Source organism: Beutenbergia cavernae DSM 12333 (assembly GCF_000023105.1).
Lineage (GTDB): Bacteria > Actinomycetota > Actinomycetes > Actinomycetales > Beutenbergiaceae > Beutenbergia > Beutenbergia cavernae.
This window is the reverse complement of record NC_012669.1, coordinates 2,272,715-2,292,975: the sequence shown is the minus strand read 5'-3', so window position 1 is coordinate 2,292,975 and position 20,261 is coordinate 2,272,715. Positions and strand designations below refer to the sequence as shown.

Below are 20,261 nucleotides of genomic sequence, written 5' to 3'. Positions count from 1 at the left end.
ATCCGCGCGGGGACGTCACCTGCGAGAGTTGCCTCGTGTTCGACAGTCTCGGCGCCGCCGTCGCGCACCGTCCGCGTGCCACAGTGCTCATCTGGCTCGTCGTGTCCGCGCTCGCGGCGGCGGTCGCCGTCGTCGGTGTGACCGGCGAAGGACTGTTCGACCGGCTCTCGGTCGGAGAACCGCGCGTGCCGGGCTCCTCCAGCGACCGCGCAGCGGAGATCCTTGCCGATCAGTCCGGCGGAGTCCGGGTCACGCTCCTCGTCCAGGACGTCGACGTCGCGACCGACGCGGCGGCGCTCGGCGAGGCGCTCGGCCCCGTCCGGGTCGAGGTCGGCTCGATCGACGGGGTCGCCGACGTCATCGACCCCTGGGTGCTGCCGTCCGGCCCCACCGACCCCGCTGTGGCCGCACTCGTCTCCGCACGCGGGGACGGCTTCCTCATGAGCGTCGACCTCGATCCCACGCTCGACGGCGACGCCCAGGCGGAAGCGACGGACGCCGTCGTCGACCGGCTGCGCGACGTGCCGCAGGAGCTGCGGGCGGCCGCGCCCGAGGCGAGCGGCATCGTGTCCACGGGTGCGCTCATCGGCGACGAGATCGTCGAGGCGATGGAGCGGGACCTCGTGCGCGGCGAGATCATCGCGCTGCCGATCGCGCTCCTCGTCATGGTCGTGGTGTTCGGCGGCGTCCTCGCGGCGGGGATGCCGCTCCTCGGCGCCCTCGCCTCGATCGCGGGCGGGCTCGGCGCCCTCCTCGGCTTCAGCTACGTGCTCGACCTCGACTCCGTGGTGGTCAACGTCGTGACGGTGCTCGGCCTCGGGCTGTCCATCGACTACGGCCTGCTCATGGTGTCGCGGTTCCGGGAGGAGCTCCACGCCGGCATCGACGAGGAGCCGGCCTCCACCCACCCCGGCGGGCGGGGCCGCACCCGGCACCGCGCCGGCGCGCGGGACGCCGTCGTCGTCGCCGCGGTACGGCGGACCGTCGCGACCGCCGGACGGACCGTGACGTTCTCCGCCGTCACGATCGCCGTCGCCGTGGCGGGGCTGCTGCTCATGCGCGCCGACGTGCTGCGCTCCATCGGTGCGGCGGCCGTGAGCGTCGTCGTCATCGCGCTGCTCACCGCGCTCACCCTCGTGCCGGCGCTGCTCACGCTCGGCGGCCGCCGGCTCGTGGGCACTCCCGCGCTCGCGCGCGTTCCCGGGCTCCGCTGGCTGGGTGGCCGGCTGGGCGACGTCGCGCCGTCACGCGGGATCTTCTCGCGACTGGCCGGGCGTGTGCAGCGGCGGCCGTGGCTCGTCGGCGCCCTGGTGCTGCTCGTGCTCGGCGTGATGGCGTACCCGCTGACGCACCTCGCCCTGCGCAGCTCGACGACCGACCTGCTCCCGGCGGACTCCGACCAGCGTGCGTTCCTCGCTGCGATCGCGGAGGACTACCCGCAGACGTCGGTGGCGCCGATCCGGGTCGTCGCCGAGGCGCAGCCCGAGGATCTGGCCCCTCTGGTCGCCGAGATCGAGGATCTCGACGGCGTCGCGTCGGTGGACGGGCCGGTGCCGCTCTCCGAGGGGTCCGCGTACGCCGTGATCGGCGTCCGCCCGGACGCCGAGGACCCGGCGGGCGAGGACGCCGTCGGCATCGTGCGCGACCTGCACGACCTCGATGAGGGCCCAGAGTTCTGGGTGGGCGGCCAGGCGGCGAACCAGGTGGACTTCGCTGATGCGCTGCGCGAGGGGCTCCCGCTCGCCGGAGGCCTGGTGGTGCTCGCGACCTTCGTGCTGCTGTTCCTCATGACGGGCTCCGTGCTCGTCCCGCTCAAGGCGCTCCTCGTGAACATCCTGTCGCTCGCCGCCTCGTTGGGCGCGGCGACGTGGATCTTCGCCGACGGGCACGGGGCGGGCCTGCTCGGCTTCACCTCCAACGGCGGCCTCGAGGGGTACATCGTGGCCGTGGTCGTGGCGTTCGGCTTCGGCCTGGCGATGGACTACGAGGTCTTCCTCCTCGCCCGTGTGAAGGAGCTGTACGACGCCGGGCTCTCGAACGACGCGGCGGTGCGCCTGGGTCTGCAGCGGTCCGGGCGGATCATCACGTCGGCGGCGCTGGTCATCATCGTCGTGTTCGCCGGGTTCGCGGCCGGCGAGATGCTCATGATCAAGGAGGTGGGCGTGGCGCTCGCCCTCACGGTCGCCGTCGACGCGACGCTCGTGCGGATGCTCCTCGTCCCCGCGACCATGACGATCCTCGGCGACGCGAACTGGTGGGCGCCCCGGCCGCTGCGCCGGGTGTACGAGCGGCTCTCGCTCTCCCACTGAACGCGCTCGGTGAGCCCGTCAGCCTCCGGCGCGCTCGAACGAGGTGAACTCCTGCCCGACGGCGAATCCGAGCCGCGTGTAGAGCCCGCGGGCCGCGTGGTTGTCGGCGTACATCCCGAGACACACCAGCTCGCGACGCTCGGCGGCCGCCCGCGCCGCCGCCGAGACCACGGCGGCGCCGATGCCACGGCCGCGCGCCGTCGGATGCGTGGCCACGCCCCCGAGCTGGCTGGCGCGCGGGCGGTCCGCCGCTCCGGCGACGGCGAGGAGCTCCCCGCCGGCGACCCAGCCGGTCCAGGTGACGTCGGTGCGGTCCGGCGTGAACGAGGACGTCGGCAGCACCTCCGCGTGGAGCGCGGCGATCCGGTCGACGTCGGCGCGGCGGGACGCCTCGAGGCGCTCCACCGCCCCGGCGGCGTCCGGCGCCGCCGGCGTGCGCAGGCTCCCCGCGTCGGCGACGAACCAGTCCCAGTTGCTCACCCGCTCGAGACCGCTGTGAGCTCGCAGGCCCGCCGGAGCCGCCTCCCACGCCCCGCGGGTGAACGAGGCGCGCGTGACGTCCAGGCCGGCAGCCCACGGCGTGTCGGCGCCCGACTCAGCGGCAACCTGAGTGAGCAGCGCCGCCAGCGGGGCCGGCGCACCGAGTCCCAGCAGGGAGCGCACGCCGGACTCGACGCCGCTGACGACGGCGAGGAACGCGTCGTGGGTCGACCACACGCTGCTCGGGACCCAGCGCCCGGTGTCGGCGACGAGCAGCGGGTGCGCCGCCCACGCGTCCGGCAGCGGGGCGGCCCCGGTCACGCCTGGGGTGCGGTCTCGTCGTCCGGCACCGCGTCGACGCCGGACTCGCGGCGCTGCTCCGCGGTGATCGGCGCCGGCGCCTGTGTGAGCGGGTCGTAGCCGCCGCCCGACTTCGGGAAAGCGATCACCTCGCGGATCGACTCGGAGCCGGTCAGCAGCGCGAGGATGCGGTCCCAGCCGAACGCGATGCCGCCGTGCGGCGGTGCGCCGTAGGAGAACGCGTCGAGGAGGAACCCGAACTTCTCCTGGGCCTCGGCGGCGTCGATGCCCATCACCTGGAACACGCGCTCCTGCACGTCCCGACGGTGGATACGGATCGAGCCACCGCCGATCTCGTTCCCGTTGCACACGATGTCGTACGCGTTGCTCAGCGCACTGCCGGGGTCCTGCTCGAACGTGTCGATCCACTCCGGCGTCGGAGACGTGAACGCGTGGTGCACGGCCGTCCACGCGGAGTGGCCGAGCGCCACGTCACCGTCGTCCGCGGCGTCTCCGGTCGGCTTGAACAGGGGCGCGTCGACGACCCAGACGAACGCCCACGCGCCCTCCTGGTCGGCGCTGTCGATGAGCCCCGTTCTCTTCGCGATCTCCTGGCGCGCGGCTCCGAGCAGGGCGCGTGACGGCGTCGTGGCGCCGGCGGCGAAGAACACGGCGTCGCCGGGAGCGGCGCCCGTGGCCTCCCGCAGGCCTGCGCGCTCGGCGTCGGACAGGTTCTTCGCGACCGGACCGCCGAGGTCAGAGCCGTCCTCGGGGAACGTCACGTACGCGAGCCCGCGTGCCCCACGCTGCTTCGCCCACTCCTGCCAGGCGTCGAACTGCCGACGCGGCAGCGACGCGCCGCCGGCCATGACGACGGCGCCCACGTACTCGGACTGGAACACCCGGAACGGGGTGTCGGCGAAGTAGGAGGTGAGCTCCACGATCGGGTTGCCGAATCGCAGGTCCGGCTTGTCGGTGCCGTACAGGCGCATCGCGTCGTCGAACGTCATCCGCGGGATCGGCGTCGGGATCGTGAACCCGATCAGCTCCCACAGCGCGACGAGCACCTTCTCGGCGAGCGCGATGACGTCGTCCTGCTCGACGAAGCTCATCTCCACGTCGAGCTGCGTGAACTCCGGCTGCCGGTCGGCGCGGAAGTCCTCGTCGCGGTAGCACCGCGCGATCTGGTAGTACCGCTCCATCCCCGCGACCATGAGCAGCTGCTTGAACAGCTGCGGCGACTGGGGCAGGGCGTACCAGGACCCGGGGGCGAGCCGGGCCGGCACGAGGAAGTCGCGTGCCCCCTCCGGGGTGGACCGGGTGAGCGTCGGCGTCTCGATCTCCACGAACTCCTCGGCGTCGAGCACGCGCCGCGCCGCCTGGTTCGCCTTCGCTCGGAGCCTGATGGCGCGCGCGGGGGCCGGCCGGCGCAGGTCGAGATAGCGGTACTTGAGCCGGACCTCCTCGCCGATCGCCTCGGTGTCAGCGAGCGCCGTCGAGACCTGGAACGGCAGCGCGGCAGCGGAGTTGAGGACGACGACGTCGCTCGCCACCACCTCGATCTCGCCCGTCGGCAGGTTGGGGTTCTCGTTCCCCGCCGGGCGGCGCGACACCTCGCCGGTCACCTGGAGCACGAACTCGTTGCGCAGGGGGTGCGCCACCGCCTCGTCCCGGATCACGACCTGGGCGATGCCCGAGGCATCCCGCAGGTCGATGAACGCCACTCCCCCGTGATCGCGCCGACGGTCGACCCAGCCCGTGAGCGTGACGACCTGGGCGGTGTGCTCGGCCCGCAGCGAGCCGGCCGGGGAGGTGCGGAGCACGGCTGGAGTGTCCTTTCGGGAGGGGGTCGGTCCGGGACGGCAGGACCGCCCTCGATCGTAGTGCCCAGCCGGTGGCGGGCGTCCCGGGCGTCAGCGGCGCGTGGTCGCGGCATCCTGCCAGGCGACGATCCGCTCGATCGCGTCAGCGACCACGCCGGGCTCGGCCGCGAAGGACAACCGCACCCAGTCATGCCCGGCGGCGCCGTCGAAGTCCGTGCCGGGCGTCAGGGCGACGCCGGCCTCGCCGAGCAGCCGGGAGCGGTACGTGACGGCGTCGAGACCCGTCGCGCTGATGTCGCCGTACAGGTAGAAGGCGCCGTCGGCAGGGGCCACCGGGTCCCACCTCAGGTCGCCCAGCCGAGCGAGCAGCAGGTCCCGCGACGCGGCGTACGTGGCGACGGCGGCCGCGCCCGCGGCGTACGAGCCCGGCGTGAACGCCTCGAGCGCCGCGTGCTGCGCGAGCGCCGGTGGGCAGAGGGCGAGGTTGCCGGCGAGGGCGTCGACGGCGTCGACGAGGTCGTCCGGCAGCACGAGCCAGCCGAGGCGCCACCCGGTCATCCCCCAGTACTTGGAGAACGAGCTGACGGCGATCGCCCCGACCTGGTCCGCGGCCGTGGCCGCCTGGATCCCCGCGAAGGAGATCCCGTGATAGATCTCGTCGGAGACGAGCCGCACGCCGTGCTCGGCGCACCAGTCGGCGATCGCCGTCAGCTCGGCGGGGCTGACCATGGTGCCGGTCGGGTTGGCGGGGCTGGCGAGCACGAGACCCGCGAGCGGCGCCTCGGCATGGGCGGCGGCCAGCAGCTCCGGCGTCGGCTGGTAGCGGACCTCGGGTCCGGTGTCGAGCTCGACGACGGCGCAGCCCAGGCTGCGCAGGATGTTGCGGTAGGCGGGGTAGCCGGGTCGGGCCAGCGCGACGCGGTCGCCCGGGTCGAACGCGGCGAGGAACGCCAGGACGAACCCTCCGGACGATCCCGTGGTGACGGCGATCCGCCGGGGGTCCACCTCCACGTCGTACCAGCGGCCGTAGTGGCGGGCGATCTCCTCCCGCAAGGCCGGGATGCCGACGGCCTCGGTGTAACCCAGGCCGTCCGCGGCGGCGAGCTCGGCCGCCCGGCGGCGCACGTCGGCCGGTGCGCCCGTAGCGGGTTCGCCGGCGCACAGGACGAGGACGTCGGCGCCCGCGGCCCGCCGCGCGTTCGCGGCCGCGAGCACGTCCATGACGGCGAACGGCGGGACGGCGGAGCGACGCGAGGGACCCATCGCCCCATCCTGCCGGGTCGGCGGACGCGGGCCGGTGTCCGGGCGTCGCGGCCCCTCGGTGGCGTGAGCGACCTCACCCGGGCGCCGCGGGACGCCGATGGACTCGTGCCCGTAGACTGTCCCCACCTGGAGCGAGACTTCCGCCGGGGACCCACGAGATGTGTGAGCGCCTCAGGCGTGCGTGCGGGTCGGGATGCGGAGCTCGGTGCCGCCGGCACCGACCAGCGCTCCCACTCGAACGATCGGTTCCTCCTCGCATGTCCGATGTTGCCCTGACCTCCCCTGCCACCCAGCCCGTCGGCGCCGGCTCCGAGCCGTCGTTCGACGACCTGGGCCTGCCGCAGGCCCTCCTCGACGCCGTCACCGGCCTCGGCTTCACGACCCCCACCCCCATCCAGACGGCGGCGATCCCGGCGCTGCTCTCCGGCCGGGACCTCGTCGGCGTCGCCCAGACGGGCACCGGCAAGACCGCCGCGTTCGGTCTGCCGCTCCTCGCCGCCGTCGACCCGCAGCTGGCCGCCGTGCAGGCCCTCGTGCTCACGCCGACGCGCGAGCTCGCGATCCAGGTGAGCGACGCGGTGGCGTCGTTCGTGCCGTCCGGTGCCGGCGTGAAGGTGCTGCCGATCTACGGCGGCGCGAGCTTCGTGCCGCAGCTGCGCGGCCTCGAGCGGGGAGCGCAGGTCGTCGTCGGGACTCCCGGTCGCGTGATCGACCTCCTCGAGCGGGGTTCGCTCGACCTCGACGCGCTGCGCTACCTCGTGCTCGACGAGGCCGACGAGATGCTCCGGATGGGCTTCGCCGAGGACGTCGACGTCATCCTGGCGAAGACGCCCGCCACGAAGCAGGTCGCGCTGTTCTCCGCGACCATGCCGCCGCCGATCCGCAAGGTCGCCGAGACGCACCTGCGCAACCCGGAGGAGATCGCCGTCGCCCGCCAGGCCACGCCGATCGCCGCGGTGACGCAGACGTACGCCATCGTGCCGTACCGGAACAAGGCCGAGGCGCTGTCGCGGGTCCTCGCGACGAGCGACGCCGACGCCGCGATCGTGTTCGTCCGTACGCGTGAGACCGCGGAGGAGGTCGGCACCGCCCTCGCGTCGCGCGGGATCAACGCCGCGTCGATCAGCGGCGACGTCGCTCAGCGTGAACGTGAGCGGATCGTCGAGCGGCTCCGCTCGGGTGCGCTCGACGTGCTCGTGGCGACCGACGTCGCGGCCCGTGGTCTCGACGTCGAGCGCATCGGGCTCGTCGTCAACTTCGACGTGCCGCGCGAGGTCGAGACGTACGTGCACCGGATCGGGCGGACCGGCCGCGCTGGGCGTACCGGGAACGCCCTGACGTTCCTCACGCCGAAGGAGAAGCCGCGCCTGCGCACGATCGAGCGCGTCACGGGTTCCCGCCTCGTCGAGGCCACCATCCCGACGAACGCCGAGGTCGCCGCGCACCGGACCGGTGCGGCGCTGGCGACGGCGCACGCGCGCCTCGGGGCGGGCGACGTGTCCGCGCACCGGGAGCGTCTCGTCGCCCACGTCGCGGAGCTCGGCGTGGACCCGCTCGACGTCGCTGCTGCGCTCCTCGCGCTCGCTGTCGGCGACGACGGCGCTCCCGCCGGCGATGACCTCGCCCTTCCCGCGCACGACGGCGACCGGCAGCGCGGGTTCGACGGTGACCGGGGTCGCGAGCGCGGCGGACGACGTGGGGGCGGAGACGGCGAGAAGTACCGGATCGCCGTCGGCCACCGGGACGGCGTCAGCCCGCAGGCGATCGTCGGCGCGATCACCGGTGAGGGCGGCCTCCGCGGCGCCGACATCGGCAAGATCGACATCTTCCCGAGCTTCTCCCTCGTGGAGATCCCGGGCGGGGTCTCCCCCGACGTGGCGCGCCGGATCGGTGCCGCCAAGGTCGCGGGGCGCCCGCTGCGGATCCGGCTCGACGACGGCCCGCCGAACCGCGGCCACCGCTCGGGCGGCGGCCAGCGTGACGCGCGGGGTCCGCGCGACTCGCGCCGGCCCTCGCGCGCGTACTGACCGCCGTCGTCCTACGTGCTCTGACTCAGAACAGCGCGTCCTGATCCGGGCCGGCCGCCGCAGCCACTGCGGGGGCCGGCCCGGTTCCGCGTCCGGACGCTCCGGCGAGCGCGCCGGCCGGGTACCGGGCGTCGTCCTCGCGTGCGCTCGGCTCGATGTCGGCGCCGGCGCGCCCGCCGACGCCGCGCGCGAACCCGTGCCTGGCGAGCAGCGGCGCCACCCGCGCGGCGAGCCATCGCCGGTACTCCGGCGGGGCGTAGACCCGACCGCGGTAGAGATCCTGGTACCGCGGGACGAGGTCCGGCCGCACCTGCCCGAGCCACCCCAGGAACCACTCCCTCGTGTGCGGCTTGAGGTGCAGCGACGTCACGGTCACGCCGCTCGCGCCCGCGTCCGCGAGAGCGGCCAGCAGCGCGTCGAGGTGGTCCGCGGAGTCCGTGAGCCAGGGCAGGACCGGCGCCACGAACACCCCGCAGTCGAGGCCGGCGTCCCGCGCGGCGCGCACGAGGCCGAGCCGTGCTGCCGGCGACGGAGTCCCCGGCTCCAGCGAGGCCTGGAGCCCGGCATCCAGGAGGGTGAGGGAGACGCCGAGCCCGACGGCGACGTCCTTGCGTGCCGCCGTGAGCAGCGGAAGGTCGCGCCGCAGCAGCGTGCCCTTCGTGAGGATCGAGAACGGCGTGCCGGACCGCGCGAGCTCCGCCACGATCCCCGGCATCAGCCGGTACCGGCCCTCGGCGCGCTGGTACGGGTCGGTGTTCGTGCCCATCGCCACGTGCTCGCGGTTCCAGCCCGGGCGGCGCAGCTCCGCGTGGAGGACGTCCGCCGCGTTGACCTTCACGACGATCTGCCGGTCGAAGTCCTCGCCCGCGTCGAGGTCGAGGTACGTGTGCGTCGGGCGCGCGAAGCAGTACGTGCAGGCGTGGGTGCACCCGCGGTACGGGTTGATCGTCCAGCCGTACGGCATCGCCGAACCGCTCGGCACCCGGTTCAGGAGGCTCTTCGCGGCGACCTCGTGGAACGTGACTCCCGCGAACTCCGGTGTCGTCACGGAGCGGACGAGCCCGCGTAGCCCCAGCCCGGGTAGCTCACCGGCCCCGGCCGCGCCGTCGAGCTCCTGCGTGTCCCATCTCATGCCCCCAGTCGAACACGCGTCCGAACGTCATGGCAACCATCGACGCGCCGCGCTCGTGGCTACGTGGCCTCGACCCGCGGCAGGACGTCCTCGGGCGGCGGCTCCCACGACGCCGCCTCGGCGTCGACCTGGTCGCCGGACCGGATGTCCTTGACCTGGTCCGGCGCGCCGTCGTCGCCGGGGAACCAGACGAACGGGATGCCACGCCGGTCGGCGTGCCGGATCTGCTTGCCGAACTTCGCCGCGGTGGGTGCCACGTCGGCCGGGATCCCGCGCAGCCGCAGGGCGGCGGCGACGGCGTCCGACGTCGCTCGGGCCTCCTCGTTCGCGACGGCGACGAGCACGGCGGTCGGAACCTTCCGGGTGGCGCGGACCAGGTCGGCGGAGATCAGCCGGGACACGAGTCGCGAGACCCCGATCGACAACCCGACCCCGGGGTAGGTGTGGGCGCCGTCCGAGGCCAGGGTGTCGTACCGACCGCCGGAGCAGATGGACCCGAGGTCCTCGTGACCCACGAGCACCGTCTCGTAGACGGAGCCCGTGTAGTAGTCGAGGCCGCGCGCGATCGCCAGGTCGGCGACGACGACGCCGGGCGCTCGCCGGGCCGCCGCGGTGACGAGAGCCCCCAGCTCCGCGAGGCCCACGTCGAGCAGGTCCGACGACGCACCGTGCGTCTGCGCGAGCGCGCGCACGGCGTCGATCACGCCGTCGTCCGAGCCGGAGATCGCGGCCAGCTCGAGGCACGCGGCCGCCTGCGCCGGGCTGGCACCGGCCTCCTCCGCCAGCATCTGAGCGACCACCTGGGGACCGACCTTGCCGAGCTTGTCGATGATGCGCAGCACCTCGTCGACGGCCTCGAGCCCGATCCCCCGGTAGAAGCCCTCCGCGACCTTGCGGTTGTTCACGAGCACGCGGACCGGCGGCACGCCGAACCGACGCAGCTCGCCGAGCGCCTCGGCGGCGACGAGCGGCAGCTCGACCTCGTAGTGGTACGGCAGATCGCCGTCGCCGACGACGTCCAGGTCCGCCTGCCAGAACTCGCGGAACCTGCCCTCCTGCGGTCGCTCGCCGCGCCAGGCGGGCTGGATCTGGTAGCGCTTGAACGGGAAGTCCAGCTTCCCGGCGTTCTCGAGCACGTACCGGGCGAGCGGCACCGTCAGGTCGAAGTGCAGCCCGAGCCGGGCGGACTCCGTGGGCTCGCCCTCTCCCTGCAGGCGCCCGAGGACGTACACCTCCTTCGACGTGTCGCCCTTGCGCAGGAGCTCCGTGAGCGGCTCCACCGACCGCGTCTGGATGCCCGCGAACCCGTGCAGCTCGAACGTGCGGCGGAAGCTGTCCAGGATCTGCTGCTCGACGACGCGCTGCTGCGGGAGCCACTCGGGGAAGCCGGAGAGCGGTGTGGGACGTGCCATGGGCCGATCTTCCCAGAGTCGACGGCCGGGCCGGACACGCGCACGGGGACCGGCCGCGCCTCCTAGACTGTCCCGGGTTGCGCCCGGGTCAGGTCCCGCGGAGGGCGCCCAGCACACTCTCCAGGAGGTCCGGTGTCCCCGAGCAGACGGGAACGCGAGAACGCGAAGCGGCGCTACCAGAAGTGGGAGCAGCGCCGTGCCGCCGCGGAGAAGGTGCGCCGCGAGCGGCGCATCGTCGGTGGCGTGCTCGCCGGCTTCCTCGCGCTCGTGCTCATCGGCGGCATCATCTGGACCCAGACGCGGCCGGACGAGGGCGATCCCGCCGCGACGCCGACGGCGACCGACCCCTCGGCCACCGACGCCCCGACGGACGCGCCCACGGACTCGCCCGCTCCGCTGCCGACCACGAACCCTCAGATGTTCGAGGCGCCGCCGCCGCCGGCCGACGCGCTCGCCTCGACGTGGACGTGGACGATCACGACCAACCTGGGCGACATCGTCGTCGAGCTCGACGGCGCCGCGGCTCCGCAGGCCGTCGCCTCGTTCAACATGCTGGCCGGGAGCGGCTTCTACGACGGCACCGCGTGCCACCGGCTGCTGCCGGACACGTTGCTGCAGTGCGGCGACCCGACGGCGACCGGCAGCGGCGGTCCGGGGTACACGTTCGGCCCCGTCGAGAACCCGCCCGAGGACGGCGTCTACCCGTCGGGCACCGTCGCGATGGCGCGCGGGGCCGCCGAAGACAGCCAGGGGAGCCAGTTCTTCCTCGTCTTCGGTGAGTACGTGAACCCCGAACCGCCCGGTTACACCGTGTTCGGTACCGTGACCCAGGGTCTCGACATCCTCCAGGCGATCGGCGCCGCCGGGACGCTCCCGGGCACGGAACGCCCCGCGGAGGACGTCATCATCGAGGAAGTGAAGGTGCAGCAGTGAGCGAGCAGCCGACGGGCGGCGACGCCGTCCCCGCCGACGAGCTCGAGGCGGCACACGTGCCGACCGGCGAGGACGTCCCGGCGCAGCACAGCGAGCCGACCGACGCCGCGGCGCCCGCCGAGGAGGCAGCCGCCCCGGACGCGACCGCCGACGAGGAGGTCGCCGGCGAGCCCGAGGCCGCTGAGCCCGAGGCCGCTGAGCCCGAGGCCGCTGAGCCCGAGGCTGTCGCCGAGCCCGAGGCCGCTGAGCCCGAGGCCGCTGAGCCCGAGGCCGCTGAGCCCGAGGCCAGCGAGACCGACGCCGGCGAGCCCGAGGCCCCAGAGCCTGCTGCCGCCGAACCCGAGGCTGCCGCCGAGCCGGCCACGCAGGAACCGGCAGCGGAGCAGGAGCCGGTCGCTGACGAGCCACCGGCCGAGGACGTGCCCGCGGTGCCGGCGCCCCCGAAGCCGGCACCGAGGCCAGGTCCGCGACCGGGTCCCCGCCCCGGGCCGCGACCGCCGCTCGCTGCGCGCCCCACGCCGGCCGCCGGCGCCTCGGCTCCGGCCCCGGTCGTCGCCGCTCCCCCGGCCCCGGAGGCCGCCGAGATCGCCGCGGCGAGCGAGTTCGGGCGTGTGGCCGACGACGGCACCGTGTACGTGCGCGAGGGCGACGGCGAGCGGGCGATCGGTCAGGTCGCCGGTCCGGACGTCGAGGACGCGCTCGGGCTGTACGTCCGCCGCTTCCTGGACCTCAAGGCTCAGGTCCTCCTGTTCGAGACCCGCCTGCCCGGCCTCGGCGGCAAGGAGATCTCCGCGACGCTCGCCTCGCTGACCGAGCAGCTGACCGAGCCCGCCGTCGTCGGCGACCTCGCCGGCCTCCGCGAACGGCTCGCCGCGCTCGCCGAGCGGGCCGAGGAGCGCCGCGCGGCAGCCGCGGCGGAACGTGAGGCAGCCCGGGCGAAGGCCGTCACCGAGCGCGCGGCCATCGTCGAGGAGGTCGAAGCCATCGCCGCCGAGGACCCGGCGCGCACGCAGTGGCGTGAGTCCTCGAACCGGATCGCCGCGCTGCTCGAGTCGTGGAAATCGGCGCAACGGACCGGCACGCGCATCGACCGGCCCACGGAGGACGCGCTCTGGAAGCGGTTCTCGCACGCCCGGACGACGTTCGACAAGCATCGTCGGGCGCACTTCGCCGACCTGGACCGCCGGCACGGCGAGGCCAAGGCGGCGAAGGAGGCCCTCGTGGTCCGCGCGGAGGCTCTCGCGGCGTCGACGGACTGGGGGCCGACGACCATCGCGTACCGCGCCCTGATGGACGAGTGGAAGGCCGCCGGGCGAGCCGCCCGGCGCGACGACGACGCGCTCTGGGCGCGGTTCAAGGGCGCGCAGGACGAGTTCTTCTCGGCGCGCAACGCGCAGAATGCGGTCGTGGACGCCGAGTACGGCCAGAACCTCGAGGCGAAGCTCGCGATCCTGGCCGACGCGGAGGCGCTCGTGCCGGTGTCCGACGTCGCCGCAGCCCGGCGGGCTCTTCGCGACATCCAGGACCGGTGGGACGCCGTCGGCCACGTGCCGCGTGGCGACGTGCAGCGCGTGGAGGGCAGGCTGCGTGCCGTCGAGCAGTCCGTGCGGGACGCCGAGCAGCGCCAGTGGTCGCGCAGCAACCCGGAGGTCCGGGCTCGGGCGGAGGGCGCGGCGGCCCAGCTGATCGACGCGATCGCGGCGCTCGAGTCGGACCTCGCGGACGCCGAGCGGTCCGGGGACTCACGCAAGGTCGAGGAGGTCCGGACCGCGCTCGCGGCACGGCGGCAGTGGCTCGAGATGGTGGAGCGGACCGCCGGCGACTCCTGACGGCGTCGTCGTCCACAGGCGCACGGCGAGCTGGACGCGCCGTGCGCCACGATGGGCCATGGCCGCGTCCGACCCGCACCCGCTCGCTTGGCTCCGCCCTCGCCGGCTGACGCCGATCACGCTCGTGCACGGCCGAGCGGCGCTCGGGCCGCACCGCGACGGCCTCGTCGAGGCGCTCGTCGGCTCGGGCTTCGCCGCCACCGACCTGCCCATCGGTCCCGCGGACCGCGCCCGCTGCCTCGCCGGGCTGGTGCCGCCCGGCGGCGTCCTGGTGCGCCGGTGCGCCGCCTGGGTCCACACCGGCACCCCTCGCCCGGACGTCGTCGACGTCGTGCTGCCGCGACCCCGGCGGCACCGTCCCGGTGTCGTGCGCACCCACGTCGCCGCGCTGCGCGACGACGACGTCGAGGTGATCGGCGGGAGCGCCGTCACCACCCTCACGGCGACGCTGCTCGACGTGCTGCGGTGGGAGGACGCGGACGCCGTCGTTCTCGCCCGTGCCCTCGTCGCGGCGGGTGCGGACCCGACGGCGGCGGCCCTCCGGTGCGAGGAGCTGTGCCGGCACGCCGGGACGGCCCGCGCGCGGGACCTCCTCGCGGAGGTTCAGTCGGCTCGGCCGTGACCGTGCTCGGCGGCCGCGAGGCTCGGGCCGGCGTCCGGTCGGACACCCGTGAGCCGGTAGACGTCGAACACGCCGTCGATGCCCCGGACGGCACGCAGGACGTGCCCGAGGTGCGAGGTGTCGGCCATCTCGAAGACGAACTTGCTGAGCGCGACGCGGTCGCGGGTGGTGGAGACGGTGGCCGAGAGGATGTTGACGTGGTTGTCCGACAGCACGCGCGTGACGTCGGACAGGAGCCGCGCTCGGTCGAGCGCCTCCACCTGGATCTGGACGAGGAACACGCTCTGCGCGTCCGGCGACCACGTGACGTCGACGAACCGCTCGGGCTCGTTGCGCAGCTGCTCGAGGTTCGGACAGTCGGTCCGGTGCACCGACACGCCCGCGCCGCGCGTCACGAAGCCGACGATCGGGTCGCCCGGTACCGGCGTGCAGCACTTCGCGAGCTTCGCCCAGACGTCCGCGTCCTCCATCCCGGCGACGACGACACCGACACCCCCTGTCCGGGGCCGGGCCCGGCCCTCGCCGGGCCGGGTGGCCTCGGCGAGGTCCTCGCTCGTGCCGTCCTCTCCGCCGAGGCTCGCGACGAGCCGGCTGACGACGTTCGCGGCGGACACGTGCCCCTCACCGACCGCTGCGTACAGCGCTGACACGTCGGCGTAGCGCATGTCGGAGGCCAGGCCGACGAGCGCGTCGTGGGTGAGGAGGCGCTGGATCGGGAGGTTCTGCTTGCGCATCGTCTTCGCGATGGCCGTCTTGCCCTGCTCGATCGCCTCCTCGCGGCGCTCCTTCGTGAACCACGCGCGGATCTTGTTCCGGGCCCGCGGGCTCTTGACGAACGTGAGCCAGTCGCGGCTCGGGCCCGCGGTCTGCGCACGCGAGGTGAAGATCTCGACCGTGTCGCCGTTCTCCAGGGTCGACTCGAGCGGCACGAGACGACCGTTGACCTTCGCGCCCACCGTCCGGTGCCCGACCTCGGTGTGGACCGCGTACGCGAAGTCCACCGGCGTCGCTGCCGCCGGGAGCGCCATGACCTCACCCTTCGGGGTGAAGACGTACACCTCGCTCCCGGACATCTCGTACCGCAGGGAGTCGAGGAACTCGCCCGGGTCGGCGGTCTCCTGCTGCCAGTCGATCAGCTGGCGCAGCCACGGCATCTCTCCCGTGCCCGCGCCCCCGCCCTTCTCCTTGCCGCGGCCGGCCGACGGCGACTCCTTGTACTTCCAGTGCGCGGCGACGCCGTACTCCGCGCGGCGGTGCATCTCCTGGCTGCGGATCTGGATCTCGACGGGCTTCCCGCCCGGACCGATGACCGTCGTGTGCAGCGACTGGTACATGTTGAACTTCGGCATCGCGATGTAGTCCTTGAACCGCCCCGGCACAGGGTTCCATCGCGAGTGCAGCGCCCCGAGCGCCGCGTAGCAGTCCCGGAGGGAGTCGACCAGCACGCGGACCCCGACGAGGTCGTAGATCTCGTCGAAGTCGCGGCCGCGCACGATCATCTTCTGGTAGATCGAGTAGTAGTGCTTCGGCCGGCCCGTGACGGTGGCGCGGATCTTCGCCGACTTCAGGTCGGCGGTGACCTGCTCGCGCACGGTAGCCAGGTACTCCTCGCGGGCCGGCGCCCGTTCCGCGACGAGACGCACGATCTCGTCGTAGACCTTGGGGTACAGCGCCGCGAACGAGAGGTCCTCGAGCTCCCACTTGATGGTGTTCATGCCCAGGCGGTGAGCCAGCGGGGCGTAGATCTCGAGGGTCTCGCGGGCCTTGCGCTGCGCGGACTCCTGCGACACGTACCGCCAGGTCCGGGCGTTGTGCAGGCGGTCCGCGAGCTTGATCACGAGGACCCTGATGTCCCGCGCCATCGCGACGACCATCTTGCGCACGGTCTCGGCCTGAGCGGCATCGCCGAACGTCACCTTGTCGAGCTTCGTGACGCCGTCGACCAGGAGCGTGATCTCGTCGCCGAAGTCGGCCCGGAGCGAGTCCAGGGAGTACGGCGTGTCCTCGACCGTGTCGTGCAGGAGCGCTGCGGCGAGGGTCGGCGGCGTCATCCCCAGCTCGGCCAGGATGGTCGCGACGGCGACCGGGTGCGTGATGTACGGGTCACCGCTCTTGCGCAGCTGGCCGGTGTGGGCCTTCTCGGCGACGGCGTACGCGCGCTCCAGGAGACCGATGTCGGCCTTCGGGTGATGGGCGCGGACGATCCGGAGCAGCGGCTCGATCGCCGGTGGCGTCGCGTGCCCGCGGGAGCCCAGCCTGACGAGCCGTGAACGCACACGGGAGCCCGGGACGACTGTGGCGTCGTTCCGCTCCACGCCCGCGCTCCGCTCGCGCGACGCGGTCTCCTCGGCCATCGCGACAGTCTACGTCCGCACGGCACGCGCCCCGCCGCCAGGGCCCACGAGGCCTCGCCTCGGAGCGCCCGATCAGTACGCGACGACGGCGTCGACGCGGCGCCCGGCGAGCGCCGCCCGTCCGCCGAGGTCCAGCAGCTCGATGAGGACGCAGACGGCGCTCACCATCCCGCCTGCGCGCTCCACGAGGTCCGCCGCCGCGCCGACCGTGCCGCCGGTCGCGAGCACGTCGTCGACGAGCAGCACCCGCGCGCCGGGCGCGAGGGCGCCCTCGCGCAGCTCGAGGACCGCAGAGCCGTACTCGAGCTCGTAGGGCTGCGCGATCACCGGCGGCGGCAGCTTGCCCGCCTTGCGGATCGGCACCAGGCCGAGGCCGAGCGCCGTGGCGAGCGGCGCGGCGAGCAGGAACCCACGGGACTCGATGCCCGCGACGACGTCGACGGTGCCGGAGTAGGTGGCCGCGAGAGCGTCGACGAGCGTGCGCAGCAGCGGCCCGTCCGACAGGAGCGGCGTGATGTCGCGGAAGACGATCCCGGGGCTCGGGAAGTCCGGGACCGCGCGGATGGCCCCGCCGACCTCGGTCGATACCGCCGCGAGGTCGTCGCCGGCGCGGCGCTCGGGCACGCCCGTCAGCGCTTCCGCTTGCGCCGGGGCTGCGCGGCGACACCCTGGTGCTCGCCGGCCACGAGGCCGCCGACCACGACCTGCTCGGGCGTCTCGGCGTCGGCACCGTTCTTCGCGCGCAGCTCGAGCACCTTGCGCGTGTGCGCGGCGATCTGCGGCTGCCGTTCCCGGAAGGCGACGAACACCGGCGTCGCGATGAAGATCGACGACGCCGTGGAGACGATCGTGCCGATGAACAGCGCGAGCGCGATGTCGCGCAGCGTGCCGGCGCCGAGGAGCAGCGCTCCGACGAACAGGATGGACGCGACCGGCAGCACCGCCACGACCGACGTGTTGATCGAGCGCACGATGGTCTGGTTGACGGCGAGGTTCGCGGCCTCGGCGTAGGTGACCCGGGTCTGCTCGGTGATCCCGGACGTGTTCTCGCGCACCTTGTCGAACACCACGACCGTGTCGTACAGCGAGTACCCGAGGATCGTGAGGAACCCGATAACCGTCGCTGGTGTGACCTCGAAGCCCACCCCGGCATACAGCCCGACCGTGACGATGAGGTCGTGCACGAGCGCGATGAGCGCACCCGCCGCCATCGTCCACGTGCGGAAGTACACCGCCATGACCACGCTGACGATGGCGAGGAACGTCACGAGGCCCTGAAGCGCCCTCGTCGTGACGTCACGGCCCCACGTGGGGCCGACGAACGACGACGTGACCTGCTCGGTCGGGACGCCGTACGCCTCGGCGAGGGCGATCTGCATCTCGTCGGTCTGCTCGTTGGTCAGCTGGTCCGTCTGGACGCGGACGGTCGACGAACCGACGATCGACACGCGTGCGACCTGCTCGGGCGCGATCCCGTCGAGCACCTCCTGAGCGAGCTCCTGGTCCGTGGTCGAGGCCTCGGACACCACGAACTCCGAGCCGCCGCGGAACTCGATCCCGGGGTTGAGCCCGCGGATCCCCACGAGCAGGCCGGAGATGACGATGAGCCCGAGGGCGATGAGGAACCACGTCTTCCGGCGCCCGACGATGTCGTAGGACCGGTGCCCGGTGTAGAGGTCGTTGCCGAACTTGGCGAAGCTGGGCATCAGCGCTTCCCCTCCTGCTCGTCGCTGGCCTTGGCCCCGACGACGGCGCCGTCGTCAGGGCTCTCGGCCTCCGCGCGTTCCCTGGCCTCCGCGGCGCGTCGCTCCGCGATCGTCATGCGGTTCGCGTTCGCCGCGACGGCGGTCCGTTCGGCACGGGTGCGGGTGCGGCCGCGTCCGGCGTACGCCGCCACCGTGGCGCCGAGGTGGACGGGGTCCAGGCCGGACATCGGATGCCCGTCGCCGAAGAACTTCGTCCGCGCGAGGATCTTCATCATCGGGTGCGTGAACAGGAACACGACGACGATGTCGACGAGCGTCGTGAGGCCGAGCGTGAACGCGAAGCCGCGCACGCCGCCCACGGCGAGGAAGTACAGGACCACCGCGGCGAGGAAGTTCACGGCGTCGGACGCCAGGATCGTGCGCCGGGCGCGCAGCCAGCCCTGCTCCACGGCCGCCGTCAGGACCCGCCCCTCGCGCACCTCGTCGCGGATGCGCTCGAAGTACACGATGAACGAGTCGGCGGTGACGCCGATGGCGATGATGAGGCCGGCGACGCCAGGGAGCGAGAGCCGGTAGCCCTGCAGCCACGACAGCAGCAGGATCGCCCCGTACGTCAACGCGCCGGCGACCGCGAGGCTGGTCAGCGTGACGAACGCGAGCCCGCGGTACTGGAACACCGTGTAGAGGACGACGAGCACGAGGCCGATGAGGCCGGCGATCACGCCGTTGCGGAGCTGCTCGCCGCCCAGGGTCGCGGAGATCTGCTCCTGGGACTGCACGTCGAACGTGATCGGCAGCGAGCCGAAGTTCAGCTGGTTCGCGAGGGTCTGCGCCTGGGAGCGGGTGAACGGGTTGGTCTCCGGGCCGGAGATCGTGGCCTCGCCGTTCGGGATCGGCTCGTCGACGCCGGGAGCCGAGATGACATTCCCGTCCAGCACGATCGCGAACTGGTTCAGCGGCGGCTGCGCCGCAAGGCCCGCGAGGCGGGTGGTGATCTCGGCGAACTTCTCGCCGCCCTCGCTCGTGAAGTTCATCTGGACGACGGGGATGTTCGTGGCCGCGCCGGTCGATGTTGTCTGGTACACCATCTGGGCCGACGTCAGGTCGGAGCCGGACAGCTCGGCGGGGCCGAGGATGTACTTCGCGGCACCGTCAGTGGTGCACGCGACCAGCGGGGCGTCCGGGTCGTCGCCGCCGCCACCGGTGCGATTCTCCGGGAGGGAGCAGTCGAGGCGGTAGAAGTCGTACGTCACCTGCTCGGTGATCCAAGCCGTGTCGCTCGCCGACGTCGGCTCCGTCGCGGGGGTGTTCGACAGCTCACCGTTGCCGTCGGCGTCGGCGGCGGCGAAGGCCGCCTCGTCGATCTCCTCCGGCGTGGCCGCCGGGGCGTCGGTCGCGCCGTCCGTCGGCTCGGCGGTCGGCTCCTCACCGGACTCCGACGTCGCCTCGTCGGACGGCGACGGCGTCGGCGTGGTCTCGCGCGGCAGCGCACCGTCGGGTGCGGCGTCGGTCGCCTCTGCCGTCGGATCCGCGGTGGGATCCGCCGTCGGATCGGCAGTGCTGCCGTCGGTCGGCTCCTCGCCCGGCTCCAGCGCCGCGGGGTCGATCGCTCCCGGCCCCGACTCGACGAGCACGGCACGCATCCGCATCACGGCAGACGCCGAGACCAGGTCGATCGTCTCCTGGCTCGGGTTGCCCGGCATCGCGACGACGATGTTGCGTCCGCCCTGGCTCGTGATCTCCGCCTCGGAGACGCCCGAGCCGTCGACCCGCTGCCGGATGATCGCGATCGCCTGGTTGACGTCGTCGGACGTGACCTCCTGCCCGTCGGTCGTGTTCGGCGTCAGGATGATCTGCGTGCCGCCCTCGAGGTCGAGAGCGAGCTCCGGGGTGAACGACGCGTCACCCCACTTCGCGCCGGCGCCGACGGAGCCGAAGATCGCCGCCACGATCAGCAGCAGGAACAGCAACGGGCGCAGCGGGCGTCCGCCGGGTCGCTTGCGTGTGGCCAACGAGGTCTTCTCTCAGGGACGGGTCACGCCGGTCGGTGGCGCGAGGTGGGTGACGACGG

At 73.5% G+C, this 20,261-nt stretch carries 14 protein-coding genes; 5 read left to right on the top strand and 9 right to left on the bottom strand.

Annotated elements, in window-relative coordinates; translation table 11 throughout:
• Positions 1 to 35: 35 nt before the first annotated feature.
• Positions 36 to 2,309 carry an MMPL family transporter gene (locus BCAV_RS10145; RefSeq protein WP_015882504.1) on the top strand — a complete coding sequence of 758 codons (2,274 nt, stop codon included), beginning with the start codon at positions 36 to 38 and terminating at the stop codon, positions 2,307 to 2,309.
• A gap of 18 nt (positions 2,310 to 2,327) precedes the next feature.
• Here the strand turns inward: BCAV_RS10145 and BCAV_RS21610 are convergent, their stop codons facing one another.
• The 3 genes from BCAV_RS21610 to BCAV_RS10130 form a co-directional block, all read right to left on the bottom strand.
• Complete coding sequence (locus BCAV_RS21610) at positions 2,328 to 3,110, bottom strand: GNAT family N-acetyltransferase (RefSeq protein ID WP_015882503.1); 783 nt, start codon at positions 3,108 to 3,110, stop codon at positions 2,328 to 2,330.
• Complete coding sequence (aspS, locus tag BCAV_RS10135; protein ID WP_015882502.1) at positions 3,107 to 4,912, bottom strand: aspartate--tRNA ligase; 1,806 nt, start codon at positions 4,910 to 4,912, stop codon at positions 3,107 to 3,109. The genes BCAV_RS21610 and aspS overlap by 4 nt, the downstream gene beginning before the upstream one ends.
• A 90-nt stretch (positions 4,913 to 5,002) precedes the next feature.
• Positions 5,003 to 6,175 carry a pyridoxal phosphate-dependent aminotransferase gene (locus BCAV_RS10130; protein WP_015882501.1) on the bottom strand — a complete coding sequence of 391 codons (1,173 nt, stop codon included), beginning with the start codon at positions 6,173 to 6,175 and terminating at the stop codon, positions 5,003 to 5,005.
• 257 nt (positions 6,176 to 6,432) lie between these two features.
• Between BCAV_RS10130 and BCAV_RS10125 the strand changes: the two genes are divergently transcribed.
• Positions 6,433 to 8,202, top strand: coding sequence for a DEAD/DEAH box helicase (locus BCAV_RS10125; RefSeq protein ID WP_015882500.1), 1,770 nt, complete (start codon positions 6,433 to 6,435; stop codon positions 8,200 to 8,202).
• 25 nt (positions 8,203 to 8,227) lie between these two features.
• Here the strand turns inward: BCAV_RS10125 and BCAV_RS10120 are convergent, their stop codons facing one another.
• A complete protein-coding gene (locus BCAV_RS10120; RefSeq protein WP_015882499.1) occupies positions 8,228 to 9,334 on the bottom strand; it encodes an Rv2578c family radical SAM protein in 1,107 nt (368 codons plus the stop codon).
• A gap of 59 nt (positions 9,335 to 9,393) precedes the next feature.
• A complete protein-coding gene (hisS, locus tag BCAV_RS10115; RefSeq protein WP_015882498.1) occupies positions 9,394 to 10,746 on the bottom strand; it encodes a histidine--tRNA ligase in 1,353 nt (450 codons plus the stop codon).
• 132 nt (positions 10,747 to 10,878) lie between these two features.
• Between hisS and BCAV_RS10110 the strand changes: the two genes are divergently transcribed.
• Genes BCAV_RS10110 through BCAV_RS10100 form a run of 3 tightly spaced genes read left to right on the top strand, consistent with a single transcriptional unit; the run spans position 10,879 to position 14,130 of the window.
• On the top strand, positions 10,879 to 11,679 hold the full coding sequence (locus BCAV_RS10110; RefSeq protein ID WP_015882497.1) for a peptidylprolyl isomerase: 801 nt from the start codon (positions 10,879 to 10,881) through the stop codon (positions 11,677 to 11,679).
• Entirely contained in the window at positions 11,676 to 13,508 is a 1,833-nt protein-coding gene (locus BCAV_RS10105) for a DUF349 domain-containing protein (protein ID WP_015882496.1), read from the top strand. Before BCAV_RS10110 ends, BCAV_RS10105 begins: the two co-directional genes overlap by 4 nt.
• Before the next feature lie 58 nt (positions 13,509 to 13,566).
• A complete protein-coding gene (locus BCAV_RS10100; RefSeq protein WP_015882495.1) occupies positions 13,567 to 14,130 on the top strand; it encodes a hypothetical protein in 564 nt (187 codons plus the stop codon).
• Here BCAV_RS10100 and BCAV_RS10095 read toward each other — a convergent pair.
• The 4 genes from BCAV_RS10095 to secD all read right to left on the bottom strand — a co-directional run bounded on the left by BCAV_RS10095 (position 14,112) and on the right by secD (position 20,202).
• Complete coding sequence (locus tag BCAV_RS10095; RefSeq protein ID WP_015882494.1) at positions 14,112 to 16,484, bottom strand: RelA/SpoT family protein; 2,373 nt, start codon at positions 16,482 to 16,484, stop codon at positions 14,112 to 14,114. The genes BCAV_RS10100 and BCAV_RS10095 overlap by 19 nt on opposite strands.
• A 72-nt stretch (positions 16,485 to 16,556) precedes the next feature.
• A complete protein-coding gene (locus BCAV_RS10090; RefSeq protein WP_015882493.1) occupies positions 16,557 to 17,108 on the bottom strand; it encodes an adenine phosphoribosyltransferase in 552 nt (183 codons plus the stop codon).
• A gap of 5 nt (positions 17,109 to 17,113) precedes the next feature.
• Positions 17,114 to 18,190 (bottom strand): protein translocase subunit SecF, encoded by a 1,077-nt coding sequence (secF, locus tag BCAV_RS10085; RefSeq protein WP_015882492.1) that lies wholly within the window; start codon positions 18,188 to 18,190, stop codon positions 17,114 to 17,116.
• The gene (gene secD / locus BCAV_RS10080) at positions 18,190 to 20,202 is read right to left on the bottom strand and encodes a protein translocase subunit SecD (protein ID WP_015882491.1); all 2,013 of its coding nucleotides are present in this window, start codon (positions 20,200 to 20,202) and stop codon (positions 18,190 to 18,192) included. The genes secF and secD overlap by 1 nt, the downstream gene beginning before the upstream one ends.
• Positions 20,203 to 20,261: the final 59 nt, after the last annotated feature.

Coding starts and splice junctions, on each gene's coding strand:
- BCAV_RS10100 (WP_015882495.1), top strand. CDS start 13,567: ATGGCCGCGTCCGACCCGCACCCGCTCGCTTGGCTCCGCCCTCGCCGG.
- BCAV_RS10095 (WP_015882494.1), bottom strand. CDS start 16,484: ATGGCCGAGGAGACCGCGTCGCGCGAGCGGAGCGCGGGCGTGGAGCGG.
- hisS (WP_015882498.1), bottom strand. CDS start 10,746: ATGGCACGTCCCACACCGCTCTCCGGCTTCCCCGAGTGGCTCCCGCAG.
- BCAV_RS10125 (WP_015882500.1), top strand. CDS start 6,433: ATGTCCGATGTTGCCCTGACCTCCCCTGCCACCCAGCCCGTCGGCGCC.
- secF (WP_015882492.1), bottom strand. CDS start 18,190: ATGCCCAGCTTCGCCAAGTTCGGCAACGACCTCTACACCGGGCACCGG.
- BCAV_RS10130 (WP_015882501.1), bottom strand. CDS start 6,175: ATGGGTCCCTCGCGTCGCTCCGCCGTCCCGCCGTTCGCCGTCATGGAC.
- BCAV_RS10120 (WP_015882499.1), bottom strand. CDS start 9,334: ATGAGATGGGACACGCAGGAGCTCGACGGCGCGGCCGGGGCCGGTGAG.